Source organism: Mangrovibacter yixingensis (assembly GCF_020523985.1).
In the GTDB taxonomy this organism is placed as follows: Bacteria; Pseudomonadota; Gammaproteobacteria; order Enterobacterales; family Enterobacteriaceae; genus Mangrovibacter; species Mangrovibacter yixingensis.
The window spans coordinates 1,587,660-1,602,366 of the sequence record NZ_JAIVKM010000001.1; the positions used below are offsets into that span (position 1 = coordinate 1,587,660).

General features: G+C 45.7%; 12 protein-coding genes. 4 read left to right on the top strand and 8 right to left on the bottom strand.

Annotation, left to right across the window (positions count from 1 at the left end; all coding sequences use genetic code 11):
* Positions 1–71: 71 nt before the first annotated feature.
* The gene (locus LC084_RS07345; protein ID WP_226570534.1) at positions 72–245 is read right to left on the bottom strand and encodes a YciY family protein; all 174 of its coding nucleotides are present in this window, start codon (positions 243–245) and stop codon (positions 72–74) included.
* A gap of 146 nt (positions 246–391) precedes the next feature.
* On the opposite strand from LC084_RS07345, the gene cls reads away from it, so the two are divergent.
* Positions 392–1,852, top strand: coding sequence for a cardiolipin synthase (gene cls / locus LC084_RS07350; protein WP_226570535.1), 1,461 nt, complete (start codon positions 392–394; stop codon positions 1,850–1,852).
* Positions 1,853–1,889: 37 nt separating this feature from the next.
* Complete coding sequence (locus LC084_RS07355; protein WP_072006907.1) at positions 1,890–2,219, top strand: HI1450 family dsDNA-mimic protein; 330 nt, start codon at positions 1,890–1,892, stop codon at positions 2,217–2,219.
* Between the two features lie 107 nt (positions 2,220–2,326).
* On the opposite strand, the gene oppF is transcribed toward LC084_RS07355, so the two are convergent.
* The 6 genes from oppF to LC084_RS07385 all read right to left on the bottom strand — a co-directional run bounded on the left by oppF (position 2,327) and on the right by LC084_RS07385 (position 9,320).
* Positions 2,327–3,331: a murein tripeptide/oligopeptide ABC transporter ATP binding protein OppF gene (gene oppF, locus LC084_RS07360; protein ID WP_226570536.1), complete on the bottom strand. Its 1,005-nt coding sequence runs from the start codon at positions 3,329–3,331 to the stop codon at positions 2,327–2,329.
* Entirely contained in the window at positions 3,328–4,341 is a 1,014-nt protein-coding gene (oppD, locus tag LC084_RS07365) for an ABC transporter ATP-binding protein (protein WP_226570537.1), read from the bottom strand. The genes oppF and oppD overlap by 4 nt, the downstream gene beginning before the upstream one ends.
* A gap of 9 nt (positions 4,342–4,350) precedes the next feature.
* Positions 4,351–5,256 carry an oligopeptide ABC transporter permease OppC gene (gene oppC / locus LC084_RS07370; RefSeq protein ID WP_226570538.1) on the bottom strand — a complete coding sequence of 302 codons (906 nt, stop codon included), beginning with the start codon at positions 5,254–5,256 and terminating at the stop codon, positions 4,351–4,353.
* 16 nt (positions 5,257–5,272) lie between these two features.
* A complete protein-coding gene (gene oppB / locus LC084_RS07375; RefSeq protein ID WP_226570539.1) occupies positions 5,273–6,193 on the bottom strand; it encodes an oligopeptide ABC transporter permease OppB in 921 nt (306 codons plus the stop codon).
* 87 nt (positions 6,194–6,280) lie between these two features.
* Positions 6,281–7,912: an oligopeptide ABC transporter substrate-binding protein OppA gene (oppA, locus tag LC084_RS07380; RefSeq protein ID WP_226570540.1), complete on the bottom strand. Its 1,632-nt coding sequence runs from the start codon at positions 7,910–7,912 to the stop codon at positions 6,281–6,283.
* 760 nt (positions 7,913–8,672) lie between these two features.
* Positions 8,673–9,320 (bottom strand): YchE family NAAT transporter, encoded by a 648-nt coding sequence (locus LC084_RS07385; RefSeq protein ID WP_226570541.1) that lies wholly within the window; start codon positions 9,318–9,320, stop codon positions 8,673–8,675.
* Between the two features lie 477 nt (positions 9,321–9,797).
* On the opposite strand from LC084_RS07385, the gene adhE reads away from it, so the two are divergent.
* On the top strand, positions 9,798–12,476 hold the full coding sequence (gene adhE, locus LC084_RS07390; protein ID WP_226570542.1) for a bifunctional acetaldehyde-CoA/alcohol dehydrogenase: 2,679 nt from the start codon (positions 9,798–9,800) through the stop codon (positions 12,474–12,476).
* 412 nt (positions 12,477–12,888) lie between these two features.
* Here adhE and tdk read toward each other — a convergent pair whose 3' ends face one another.
* Entirely contained in the window at positions 12,889–13,506 is a 618-nt protein-coding gene (gene tdk / locus LC084_RS07395; protein ID WP_226570543.1) for a thymidine kinase, read from the bottom strand.
* Positions 13,507–14,122: 616 nt separating this feature from the next.
* Between tdk and hns the strand changes: the two genes are divergently transcribed.
* The gene (gene hns / locus LC084_RS07400; protein ID WP_226570544.1) at positions 14,123–14,536 is read left to right on the top strand and encodes a histone-like nucleoid-structuring protein H-NS; all 414 of its coding nucleotides are present in this window, start codon (positions 14,123–14,125) and stop codon (positions 14,534–14,536) included.
* The last annotated feature ends 171 nt before the right edge of the window (positions 14,537–14,707 follow it).

Sequence of the window (14,707 nt, forward strand, 5' to 3'; positions counted from 1 at the left end):
AAAACTACAATGAACATTTGTTTGGGAAGTACCAGGAGGAAAAAAATCGGGCACATTGTGTGCCCGGCTGGCTATATATCATAAATGGAAAACAACAAAGACGTTCTCTGCCGGTTAACGATACATTTGCGGATTGCGTGAATACGCATATTCCGGCGGGATTGCGCTTCCAACCAGCGTGTCTTTCTACGCTGAGATTGACGCAACATCCGCCACCGCCCAACTTCTGTACGACTGTGTCTCATTTTATATTGGCTCACAATACAACAAGTCTGGGTATTATACGCCCAGGTAATTACCCGAAAAGCTGTTTTCACCCGTTTTTTTCTTTGAGATGCACATTGTTGTGCGTACACTCAAAAGCATACGGAAGATAAAGGATTTTTTACCTATGGCAACGCTCTATACGCTGGTTAACTGGTTGGTTATTCTTGGCTACTGGTTGCTCATTGCCAGTGTAACGTTGCGTATTCTGATGAAGCGCCGTGCGGTGCCTTCAGCCATGGCCTGGCTTCTTATTATCTATATACTTCCTTTAGTCGGTGTTATTGCTTACTTGTCATTTGGCGAACTGCATTTGGGCAAACGCCGGGCCGAACGGGCTCGTGAGATGTGGCCTTCAACAGCCAATTGGTTAAAAACGCTAAAGGAAAGCAAACATATTTTTGCTAATGAAAACAGCACTGTTGCTCAATCATTATTCCAGCTGTGTGAACGTCGCCAGGGTGTTGGAGGCGTAAAAGGCAACCAATTACAGTTGCTGACAGAGACAGATGATGTCATGCACGCCATGATTCGTGATATTCAACTGGCCAGGCATAACATCGAGATGGTGTTCTATATTTGGAATCCTGGCGGTCTTGCAGATGAAGTTGCCGAATCGTTGATGGCTGCCGCGCGTCGCGGTGTACATTGCCGGTTGATGCTTGATTCTGCGGGAAGCCTGACATTCTTTCGCAGCCCCTGGCCTGCCATGATGCGTAATGCGGGTATCGATGTTGTCGAATCACTAAAAGTTAATCTGATGCGTGTGTTTCTGCGGCGTATGGACTTACGCCAACACAGAAAAATGGTCATGATTGATAATTATATTGCTTACACTGGAAGTATGAACCTGGTCGATCCTCGCTACTTTAAACAGGATGCGGGCGTTGGGCAGTGGGTAGATTTAATGGCGCGTATGGAAGGCCCCATTGCAACGACAATGGGAATCGTTTACTCATGTGACTGGGAAATTGAAACAGGGAAGCGGCTTTTACCTCCCCCACCCGATGCCAATATCATGCCCTTTGAAGAAGCCAGTGGTCACACTATCCAGACCATAGCCTCCGGACCGGGATTTCCAGAAGACTTGATTCACCAGGCATTGCTAACCGCCGTTTATGCCGCCAGAGAAAACCTGGTTCTCACTACGCCTTACTTTGTTCCCAGCGACGATTTATTACACGCAATTTGTACAGCAGCCCTGCGTGGTGTGAACGTCAGCCTGATTTTACCCAAGAAAAATGACTCGTTGCTGGTGGGTTGGGCTAGCCGTGCTTTCTTTGCTGAATTGCTGGCAGCCGGTGTTAAAATTTACCAGTTTGAAGGTGGGCTACTGCACACCAAGAGCGTACTGGTTGACGATGAGCTTAGCCTTGTCGGTACTGTTAATCTTGATATGCGTAGTTTATGGCTGAATTTTGAGATTACGCTGGTGATTGATGACCCCGGTTTTGGCAATGACCTTTCCGCCGTTCAGGACGATTATATTTCCCGCTCAACCTTGCTTAATGCCCACGACTGGGTAAAACGGCCATTGTGGCAACGAATAACTGAGCGAGTGTTTTACTTCTTTAGTCCATTGTTGTAAAAAGGCCCCAAAAGCTTATGAATGCGGACGTGTAAAGATGGATATGGACCTGAATAACCGCCTGACTGAAGATGAAACGCTTGAGCAGGCTTATGATATTTTTCTCGAGCTGGCGGGCGATAATTTGGACCCGGCAGACATTATTTTATTTAATCTTCAATTTGAAGAACGGGGTGGTGCCGAGCTATTTGACCCTTCTGAAGAGTGGGCAGAACACGTCGATTTCGATCTCAATCCAGACTTTTTTTCAGAAGTGGTTATTGGCCTGGCTGAAGAAGACGGCGGCGAATTGAACGATGTATTTGCCCGTATTCTGCTGTGCCGCGAGAAAAGTCATAAGCTGTGCCATATCCTGTGGCGTGAATAATTACCGCATTTATTATCATAAATAGCCTGGTGAAGCCTAAAAAAAACCTGGATGCATTACGCATCCAGGTTTTTTTATTCACGTTGATATAACCAATTCAACTCACTTCACAGAGGGTCAACTTTCAGGCAAGAAACGGCGTGACTAAAGCTGCCTTCCAACACCGGGCGTGTTTTAGCACATTCCGGGCCCGCCATTGGGCATCGGGTACGGAACACACAACCTGAAGGTGGATTGATGGGTGATGGCAACTCCCCTTCAAGCAGCTGTATAGTTTTGTTCCGTTCCTGATCCGGGTCTGGTACCGGTACAGCTGACATCAGAGCCCGCGTATACGGATGCAGCGGGTTGTTATACACCTCATCATAAGTGCCTAACTCCACAGCATGGCCAAGGTACATAACCAGCACACGGTCGGAAATATGTTTTACCACCGCCAGGTCATGGGCAATAAAAATCAAGGACAACCCCATTTCCCGCTGTAACTGCTGCAGCAAATTGACAACCTGCGCCTGAATAGATACATCAAGTGCAGAAACGGGTTCATCACAAATGATAAGTTTAGGTTCCAGGATCAAAGCACGTGCAATACCTATGCGCTGGCACTGACCACCCGAAAACTCGTGTGGATAACGGTTGACCAGATTCGGCAGCAACCCCACTTTCATCATCATTGCTTTAACCCGGTCCCGCACTTCCTGGCGCGGCATTTTCGGGTGATATGTGCGCAATGGCTCAGCGATAATATCGCCAATTGTCATACGTGGGTTAAGCGATGCCAGTGGGTCCTGGAAAATCATCTGGATATCGCTGCGCACCTCACGCCACTGTTGCGGGCTCATTCCAGACAGATTTTTACCCAACCAGGCGACATGCCCTTCTGTCGCTTTAACCAGACCGATAATCGCCCGTGCAAAAGTAGATTTACCACAGCCGGACTCACCAACCACGCCCAATGTTTCCCCTTCATACAGGCGCAGTGTCACGCCATCTACTGCTTTGAGGGTTTTGGCGGGTTGCCAGAACCACTGCTTACTGTCACGAATATCAAAATGGACTTTCAGGTCTGTGATTTCGAGCAGCACTTTTTTCTCTTCTACCTGCGCGTTCATGCCAACTCCTCCACTGACTTAAAGCAAGCACGTAACCGGCCTTCACCAAAGGATTCCAACGGTGGCGTATTCTCACAACCTTCCGATGCATACGGGCAACGAGGTTGGAATGGGCAACCTTTGGGTAACTTCAACAGGTTTGGAGGATTACCTGGGATGGTATCAAGCGCCTCACCTTCTTTATCAAGGCGTGGAACTGCACTGAGTAACCCCATCGAATAAGGGTGTGACGGATGGTAGAACACATCGCGTGCGCTGCCATATTCCATGGTACGGCCTGCATACATCACCAACACTTTATCGCAAATTCCAGCAACCACGCCCAGGTCATGAGTGATCATGATAATAGCGGTATTGAATTCATGTTTGAGTTCATTCAATAGCGTCATTATTTGCGCCTGAACAGTCACGTCTAGTGCAGTGGTTGGCTCATCGGCAATCAGCAACTTAGGACGACATAACAACGCCATAGCTATCATCACACGCTGGCGCATCCCCCCGGAAAACTCATGAGGGTACATTTTCATGCGCTTACGTGCTTCTGGCATTTTGACCGCATCCAGCATGCGCACCGATTCTTCGAACGCCTCAGCCTTACTCATTTTTTTATGCAGCATGAGCACTTCCATAAGTTGCTCACCCACCCGCATATAAGGGTTAAGAGACGTCATCGGATCCTGGAAAATCATGGAGATCTGTTCCGCACGCAGTCGGTTCAGTTCATGTTCCGGTAGGTTAAGGATTTCCCGCCCACCAAATGTGGCTGAACCATCAATGCGCCCATTTGATGCCAGCAACCCCATAAGGGCAAATGCCGTTTGAGATTTACCGGAACCCGATTCCCCCACAATACCCAGTGTTTCACCGGCATTGAGTGTGAAATTCAAATCATTAACAGCAGTAACATCACCATCAGGTGTGCCAAAGGTCACCCGCAGGTCTTTTACATTTAATAAGGACTCACCCGCTAACGGGGATGCACCCACTACAGAACTAATAAGCGAAGCCATGGGTACTCCTTAACGGTCTTTCGGGTCGAGGGCATCGCGCAGGCCATCGCCAATAAAGTTAAAACAAAACAGCGTCACCACCAGGAAACCCGCCGGGAACATTAATAACCACGGTGAGACTTCCATTGAATTTGCGCCATCGCTCAACAATGCCCCCCAACTGCTTAAGGGCTCCTGTGTCCCCAGCCCAAGGAAACTGAGGAAAGATTCGAACAGAATCATGCTGGGAACCAGCAAAGAGGCGTAAACCACCACAACACCAAGGACGTTCGGCACTATGTGGCGAATAACAATATTTCCGGTCGAAACCCCGCCAACTTGCGCTGCTTCAATAAACTCTTTGCGCTTCAGGCTCAATGTCTGCCCACGGACAATACGTGCCATATCAAGCCAGGACACCATGCCTATTGCTACAAAGATTAACAGGATGTTTTGCCCAAAGAAGGTAACCAGCAGTATGACGAAGAACATAAACGGGAAGGAGTTGAGGATCTCCAACAGACGCATCATTACAGAGTCAACTTTTCCCCCTAAGTACCCTGAGAGTGAACCGTATAATGTCCCCAAGATGACGGCGACGAATGCAGCAGATATGCCTACCATCAAGGAAATACGGCCACCAATGGCCACACGCACTAACAAGTCCCGTCCAGATGAATCGGTACCAAAATAGTGGCCGGACGCAAAATCCGGCCCACTGGACATCATGTTCCAGTCGGTGTCGAAATAGGTAAATGAAGATAACATCGGTGCAAAGGTGACAAACAGCGCAATCAGCACCAGTACGACTAAGCTTGCCACTGCCGCGCGGTTATGAATAAAACGCCGACGCGCATCTTGCCATAAGCTACGCCCTTCTACTTCAAGCTTTTCACTGAAGTTTTCCAGGGCCTCACTGTTTTTCTTGCTCAACATTTGGCTAACTCCAGCATTAATAACGAATTTTGGGGTCGATCACGGCATAAAGCACATCGACAACAGCATTGAAAGCAATGGTCAGTGCCCCAACCAAAATCGTCAGGCTCAGTACCAGTGAGTAGTCACGGTTCAGTGCGCCGTTAACAAACAACTGACCAATCCCCGGAAGACCATAAATTGTTTCAATCACCATTGAACCCGTGATAATCCCGACAAATGCTGGCCCCATATAAGAGAGCACAGGTAATAAAGCTGGCTTCAGTGCATGGCGCATTACAATGCGATGCATTGGTAACCCTTTAGCACGCGCTGTACGAATAAAGTTAGAGTGCAATACTTCAATCATAGAGCCACGCGTAATACGAGCGATACTGGAAATATAGGACAGCGAAAGCGCAACCATTGGCAGCAACATATACTTGAGTTCGCCCCCATTCCACCCACCGCCTGGCAGCCAGCGTAATGTAATGGAAAAGATCATGACCAGCAGTGGTGCGACAACAAAACTGGGAATAACCACACCTGTCATGGCAAAACTCATGACAATGTAATCCCATTTACTGTTCTGTTTGAGTGCGGCAATGACCCCAGCAGTAACGCCCAGCACAATAGCCAACAAAAATGCAGCTGCACCCAGTTTTGCTGAAACCGGGAATGATGCAGCAACCAAATCATTGACACTGTAATCTTTATATTTGAACGAAGGCCCAAAGTCCCCATGTGCCAGTTGTTTCAAATAATGAAAATACTGGGTCATCATTGGATCATTGAGGTGGTACTTCGCTTCGATGTTTGCCATTACTTCTGGCGGCAGGTTGCGCTCCCCGGTAAATGGGCTTCCCGGAGCCAGGCGCATCATAAAGAAGGAAATAGTAATAAGAATAAAAAGTGTCGGAATTGCTTCCAGACAGCGACGTAAAATAAATTTCAACATTGCCCGTACCTTCTGGCGTGTGCCTTTGCACTGCGATGAAATAAGACACAGTGAGGCAGAGCATACGCCCCGCCTCACACACGGCCATTAATGTTTGATAATGTACAAATCTTTCACATAGACATTATCAAGCGGGTCTTTACCGGTATAACCACCAACCCACGGTTTCACCAAACGGGCATTAACATAGTAGTACACCGGTACAATGACAGAATCTTTGTCCAGTTGTTGTTCAGCTTTGTTATACAACTCAGCACGCTCTTCTTCTGTTTTCACTTTCAGCGTATCAGCCATGATCTTATCAAAGGCTTCACTCTTATAGTGTGCGGTGTTGTTAGAGCTGTCGGAGAGCATAGTGTTCAGGAATGAACTCGGCTCGTTGTAATCTGCACACCAACCAGCACGCGCAACGGAGAAGTTACCCTGATGGCGGCTGTCGAGGAATGTTTTCCATTCCTTGTTATCCAGCTTCACATTCGCGCCAATATTTTTCTTCCAAATAGAAGAAACAGCGATAGCGAGTTTTTTATGCAGATCGGACGTGTTGTAAAGCAGGTCGAAAGTCAACGGTTTGTCTTTAGTAAAACCAGCTTCTTGCAGCAATTTGCGCGCTTCTTCATTACGTTTTGCCTGGCTCCAGCCAAACCATGCTGGCGGAGTCAGTTTCGCGCCATCAGTATACGGCGGTGTATAACCATAAGCAGGCAAGTCGCCCTGGTTTTTCACTTTATTGACAATGATATCGCGATCCAGGCTCAGTTTAAGAGCCGTACGTACGCGCACATCGTTGAACGGTGGTTTTTGGTTGTTGATTTCGTAGTAATAGGTGCACAAATAAGGGTCAACATGTACCTGGTCAGGAATTTCTTTTTTCAGTTTCTGGAACAGCTCAATCGGTAACTGGTTGTAAGTCATGTCAATTTCACCGCTACGATAGCGGTTAACATCAGTGACCTCAGAAGAAATTGGGAGGTAGGTTACCTGGTTTATTACTGTCTTAGCGTTATTCCAGTATTGCGGGTTACGCACTAAATCGATGCGTTCGTTGACTACCCAATCTTTAAGCGTGTACGCGCCGTTAGTCACAATGTTGCCTGGCTGAGTCCACTTTTCACCGTATTTTTCAATTGCAGCTTTAGGTACTGGAGACAAAGATGGATGAACTAACAGTTTATAGAAATAAGGTACCGGTTCGCTCAGAGTTACTTCCAGCGTATGATCATCCAACGCCTTCACACCTAAGGTATCTGGTGATTTTTTCCCTGCGATAATGTCGTCGATATTCGCTACATGGCCATATTGCAGGTAGCTTTCATAAGGAGACGCTGTTTTTGGGTCAGCCAGGCGCTCCCAGCTGTAAACAAAATCCTGCGCAGTAACAGGTTCACCATTAGACCATTTGGCGTCTTTGCGCAGGTGGAAAGTCCAAACTTTAAAGTCTTTGTTTTCCCATTTCTCTGCAACACCAGGGATTGGCTTTCCCTGCAAATCAGTAATCAGCAGGCCTTCGAACAGATCTCGGTTAACGTTAGCTTCTGGCACACCTTCAATTTTATGAGGATCCAAAGACTGGATCTCGGCACCATTATTACGCACCAGTGTTTGTTTTTCTGCCAGTTGGACACCTGCTGGTACATTCGCAGCCATTGCAACGTTGCCAGCAAATAGCGCAGTCAAAATCCCTGCAGCTACCAGATTTTTTTTCGTGATGAAGGACATTGTGTTGATACTCCACTCATTATAATTACTGACGTTACCGCCAGACTCTTTTCCCCTTTGGGGGCCTGTACAGCGCAGGAGCTTTCACGTCTGCCAGGTTATTGTTGTTTTACTGCTATCACCGACTTTATTTATTACCGGCCGTACTCGTTAAGTACCACCTGTGTCGATTCTTTCTCGCCTCACCTTTCCTGTCATAAAGGTGAGCGTTTCAGTTCAGGTGCTTTAACCTGTGCGATACTGCGGCCTGAAGACTTTTTCTGCCGGAAAGTAACAAAGCCAGTCGTGTCAGGCTAATACTATTTGCAGATTTGTTAACCAGAGAGGCATTCACTACAAGAATGCGTTCACAATTTCCTCCCGGGGAACACACCGGAAAGCAGAACAATCCTTGTAATTACAGAGAATTAAAAAATACGGGGCTGACTATGTGTATTTGTAAAAATTGTAACATCGCCCATTATCCACAAAAAACTTAACAATTGCTTATTTTTAGTACATTCGTCTGTGCGAACGTGGGTTTTACTAATATCATTTCAGGAAAGTCCCAGCAAGAGCCAATTTGTTGTGTCATTCAAATAACAAATTGAACGTCTAATTATTAATCAGCATTACTACTAATTTACGTGTTTTCAAAAGTTTTACTTATATTGCACTGCAAATTTTTTGCATATAAACATAAAGGAAGACAAGACGGAGAGCGGTATAGAAGAGAAAAAGCGGAATATGTTTTTCCGCTTTTGTGATCAAGGCTAAAAATTTACCCGAGCAAACCAGGGAAAAGCGCACGAACCCCAGTAACAATAAACTCAATACCCAACGACATAAGTAACAGGCCCATAATACGAGTGATTACGTTGATACCTGTTTGCCCCAAAAACCGAACCAGCCAGGGCGCAAGACGGAAAATAAACCAACAACACACTGCAAAGAGTGCAATCGACAAGAAAAAACCGACCATGTAGGTCCAGGTGTGGTAGCGCGTTCCCCAAACAATAGTAGAACTGATCGCGCCCGGCCCAGCCATCAAAGGCAACGCCAGAGGAACAACCCCTACACTCTCGCGGATGGCTGTTTCTGATTTTTCTTGTTTATTCTGTTTATCTTCGCCCAATTTGCCACTGATCATCGACATAGCAATAGTGACGACCAGTATTCCCCCGGCGATTCGAAACGAATCAATCGAGATACCAAACAATTGCAGAATGCCATCACCAAGAAAAAGCGATGTCCATAAAATGATAGCCACCGAGAGGTTAGCAGTAAGATTTGTTTTATTTCTCGCTGCTGCCGTTTGGTAGCTTGTCATGCTAATAAACACCGGAATAATTCCCACCGGGTTGACCAGCGCAAACAGACCAATAAAGAACTTAAAAAAAGTCGATAGATCAAACAGTGATTGTGTCACGTAAGACTCCCTTCACGCGCCCAAAAAAAGCAGCGCTACTCTAAATGAAAAACCTTCAACAGACCATGGGATTTACTGTACTCACTGAATTGTCTTAGAAAAAGTTACATTTTAATCGCATTCATGTTACTTATGTGTTTCATATATGATAGTGTGAAATAATTGTTTTGTAAGCAAATTAACCACCATTAACACTTATGTTCTTTTCCTGTGCTGAAAGGAGTCAGCTTCAATAGAAATTGACTTGGATCATGAAATACCCCCTAAGATGTGAGTAATCTCTATTTGCCGCCAGGGAAAAAACAGTGACCAAATCAGGTAATGTTGAAGGTAAGGCTCTTTTAGTAAATCAGCAGAAAGTTAAAGAAAACTGAACATAGTTGGCTGTGATGGTTTCTGGATACAACGGGTGCTGTCTATACTGACTCTCGGGCAGCTGGTTTACTAAAAGAGTTTAACATTTATCAGGAGAGCATTATGGCTGTTACTAATGTCGCTGAACTTAACGCACTTGTAGAGCGCGTGAAAAAGGCCCAGCGTGAATATGCCAACTTTACTCAAGAGCAAGTAGATAAAATCTTCCGCGCCGCCGCTCTGGCTGCTGCTGACGCTCGTATCCCACTTGCTAAAATGGCCGTTGCTGAATCTGGCATGGGTATCATTGAAGATAAAGTGATTAAAAACCACTTTGCTTCTGAGTATATCTACAACGCCTATAAAGACGAGAAGACCTGTGGTGTTCTTTCTGTAGACGACACCTTCGGAACTATGACCATCGCCGAACCTATCGGCATTATTTGTGGTATCGTCCCAACGACTAACCCGACTTCTACTGCTATCTTTAAGTCCCTCATCAGTCTTAAAACCCGTAACGCAATTATCTTCTCTCCGCACCCTCGTGCAAAAGACGCCACCAACAAAGCCGCTGATGTTGTACTGCAAGCCGCTATTGCCGCTGGTGCGCCAAAAGATCTGATTGGCTGGATTGACCAACCTTCTGTTGAACTGTCTAACGCATTAATGCATCACCCGGATATCAACCTGATCCTCGCGACCGGCGGCCCGGGCATGGTTAAAGCGGCATACAGCTCTGGTAAGCCTGCGATTGGTGTAGGTGCAGGTAACACTCCAGTGGTTATTGATGAAACAGCAGATGTTAAACGTGCAGTCGCTTCTGTATTGATGTCAAAAACATTCGATAACGGCGTAATTTGTGCTTCTGAACAGTCTGTTGTTGTTGTCGATTCTGTCTATGATGCAGTGCGTGAACGTTTTGCCAGCCATGGCGGTTACATGCTGCAAGGTAAAGAACTGAAAGCTGTTCAGGATGTTATCCTGAAAAATGGTGCATTGAATGCTGCCATTGTTGGCCAGCCTGCAGTGAAAATTGCCGAACTCGCTGGTTTCACCGTGCCAGAAACCACCAAAATTTTGATTGGTGAAGTTTCTGTTGTAGATGAAAGCGAACCTTTCGCACACGAAAAATTGTCCCCTACTCTGGCAATGTATCGTGCAAAAGATTTTGCTGATGCTGTAGATAAAGCAGAAAAATTGGTTGCTATGGGTGGTATTGGCCACACATCCTGCCTCTATACTGACCAGGACAACCAACCAGAACGTGTTGCTTTCTTCGGTCAGATGATGAAAACCGCACGTATTCTGATCAACACCCCGGCTTCACAGGGTGGTATCGGTGACCTGTATAACTTTAAACTCGCACCTTCCCTGACGCTGGGTTGTGGTTCCTGGGGTGGTAACTCCATCTCCGAAAACGTTGGTCCTAAACACCTGATCAACAAGAAAACCGTTGCTAAGCGAGCTGAAAACATGTTGTGGCATAAACTTCCGAAATCTATCTACTTCCGCCGTGGTTCTCTGCCCGTTGCGTTAGATGAAGTGATTACTGATGGTCACAAACGTGCACTGATCGTGACCGACCGTTTCTTGTTCAACAATGGTTACGCAGACCAGATTACTTCTGTCCTGAAAGCTGCTGGTGTTGAAACTGAAGTGTTCTTTGAAGTTGAAGCTGACCCAACCCTGACCGTTGTACGTAAAGGCGCTGAGCTGGCAAACTCCTTCAAACCGGATGTTATTATTGCACTTGGTGGTGGTTCTCCGATGGATGCTGCCAAAATCATGTGGGTTATGTACGAACATCCGGAAACTCACTTTGAAGAACTGGCATTGCGGTTCATGGATATCCGTAAACGTATCTATAAATTCCCGAGAATGGGTGTGAAAGCGAAAATGATTGCTGTCACCACCACTTCCGGTACTGGTTCTGAAGTGACTCCGTTTGCAGTAGTAACCGACGATGCCACTGGCCAAAAATATCCGTTGGCTGATTACGCACTGACTCCTGACATGGCAATTGTCGATGCAAACCTCGTCATGGATATGCCGAAGTCACTGTGTGCATTTGGTGGTCTGGATGCAGTTACTCACGCTCTGGAAGCCTATGTTTCTGTACTGGCATCTGAGTTCTCTGATGGCCAGGCGCTGCAGGCTCTCAAACTGCTGAAAGAAAACCTGCCCGCGTCTTACCATGAAGGGTCTAAAAACCCGGTTGCCCGTGAACGTGTTCATAGTGCTGCTACTATCGCTGGTATTGCGTTTGCGAATGCGTTCCTTGGTGTTTGCCACTCAATGGCTCACAAACTCGGTTCTCAGTTCCATATTCCGCATGGCCTGGCAAATGCCCTGTTAATCGCCAACGTTATCCGTTATAACGCGAACGATAACCCAACCAAACAGACTGCATTTAGCCAGTATGACCGCCCGCAAGCACGCCGTCGTTATGCAGAAGTTGCAGATCATCTGGGCCTGAGCGCACCAGGCGACCGCACTGCTGCGAAAATTGAAAAACTGCTTGCATGGTTGGAAAGCATCAAAGCTGAACTGGGTATTCCTAAATCTATTCGTGAAGCGGGTGTTCAGGAAGCCGACTTCCTGGCTCATATTGATAAACTGTCTGAAGATGCATTCGATGACCAGTGTACTGGTGCTAACCCGCGCTATCCACTGATCTCCGAGCTGAAACAAATTCTGTTGGATACTTTCTACGGCCGTGAATATGTAGAAGGGGCGCCCGCAGAAAAAGCAACTGCACCTAAAGCAGAAAAAGCTGAGAAAAAAGCTAAGAAAACCGCTTAATATTGGTTAACACGACATGGATTTTGAACCCGCTACGGCGGGTTCTTTTTTTATCTGTTCCAAACTAATATTCAAACCTCACAGTAACCCCTTCATCCCCATAATCCCCGCACTACATATCACTGACAGTGGCTATACGTATATGACGAGCGTCCACCGACGCCACAGAATGACATCACCTGGATGATATATCGGTATAACGCTGTAGTGCGTGCCAGAGAGGCTTTACAGGCTTTCTCGCGGTGTTGAACAGGAATAGCTCGCTGCACGCTCAAAAGCCTGTTCAGGGAGAGGAAAAGCAAACCAAATGTACTTATCTTAGAAAAATGTTAACTATGAGTAACCGGCATTCAGACAAATGACGTACGAAGCCGGTTGAGGTAATTAGAAGATAATTAAGCAAAGTAACTTATTAGACTTTGTTAAGTTTTTTCTGAATGTCAGGTAGTGCTCCCTGAGCGATAGCATCTTTATAGTGTTTACGACAAACAGACACATAACGCTCATTACCACCAATAACTACCTGCTGCCCCTCATTATATGGCCGCCCAGACTGATCCAGTCGTAAAACCATACTCGCCTTGCGTCCACAAAAACAAATCGTTTTTAGCTCAACTAACTTATCTGACCATGCGAGCAAATATTGACTCCCGCTAAATAATTCCCCACGAAAATCAGTTCTTAATCCATAGCAGAGTACAGGAATATCAAGGTTATCTACTACATCAGACAATTGTCTGACCTGCTCTCTGGTCAAGAATTGACTTTCATCAACTAATACACAATGTAATGGCTCGAGCGCAGCAGCATCACGAATTTCAGTGAATAAGTCAGTCGTATTGTTATACAGTTGAGCCGGTGAAGATAAACCTATACGGGAACTCACTTTCCCCGCACCAAAGCGATCGTCTATTTCGGCCGTATATACCAGACTACGCATTCCACGTTCCTGGTAATTGTAAGAGGATTGAAGCAATGCCGTTGATTTTCCGGCATTCATCGCAGAATAGTAAAAATAGAGCTGAGCCATGGGTGAATAAACCTTTCAACACACTATACGCGCGCAGTTTACCATACTCCGGCAAGGGGAGCGGTTTTTCCTTGCTTACAAAAGGGACTTTGAATTGTTTTCTTAATCTTATATTCACCTCATAAATTCTGATTTTTATTATGATGAGGTGCAGGCAAAAGATTACGCTTCCTTCAGCGTTCGTTTAGTAAGCATGGTTAAGCATCCTTCGCTTTCAGAAAAGTAAACAGATTGTCAGATATGCCACTAACTACCCTTGCTGGTGAATTTATGCACTGAACAGGCGCTACTAACTGAATGGCAAGTAATTTCTTGATAATCTAAGTCTTAACAACCTAAGTATTTTATCTATAGGTAATACAAAAGAGTGATATTAAAGAAGCTAAAATCTATTACAAAACGTGTTTTGTATTAGCCATAATGCTAAAAGGGATGTTGCTGATACTCCCTTCGCGGTGGTTTTTATAATGGTCATTTTTTAAAGTTATTAGTAAAAAAAATGGATGTGTATCGCGTTATTTTGATTTCCTTACATTCACGCCTATTGCACTGTATAAATTAAGGCTCTATTATTAGCCCAACAAGCCACCCCCAATATAAGTTTGAGATTACTACAATGAGCGAAGCACTTAAAATTCTGAACAACATCCGTACTCTTCGTGCGCAGGCCAGAGAATGTACTCTGGAAACTCTGGAAGAGATGCTGGAAAAATTAGAAGTTGTCGTAAATGAACGTCGCGAAGAAGAAAACGCAGCGGCTGCTGAAATTGAAGAACGCACTCGTAAATTGCAACAATATCGTGAAATGCTGATTGCTGACGGTATTGACCCGAACGAACTGCTGAATTCTATGAGCAGCGGGAAAACCACGGGTAAAGCTAAACGCGCTGCACGCCCTGCTAAATATAGCTACGTTGATGAAAACGGCGAAACCAAAACCTGGACTGGTCAGGGCCGCACCCCAGCAGTAATCAAAAAAGCTATGGACGAACAAGGTAAAAGCCTGGATGATTTCCTGATTAAAGAATAATCAGCCAATCTACAGTCCTGATGATAAAAAAGAACCGCATAGCGGTTCTTTTTTTGTTACATCAATGAACAATAGACATATTTAATAATTCAATTTATGTGCAAGTTCATAAACGAAGTATGCATATTTACCCATACACGGCCACCCAAAGACAATGGGCAGCCTACTAAG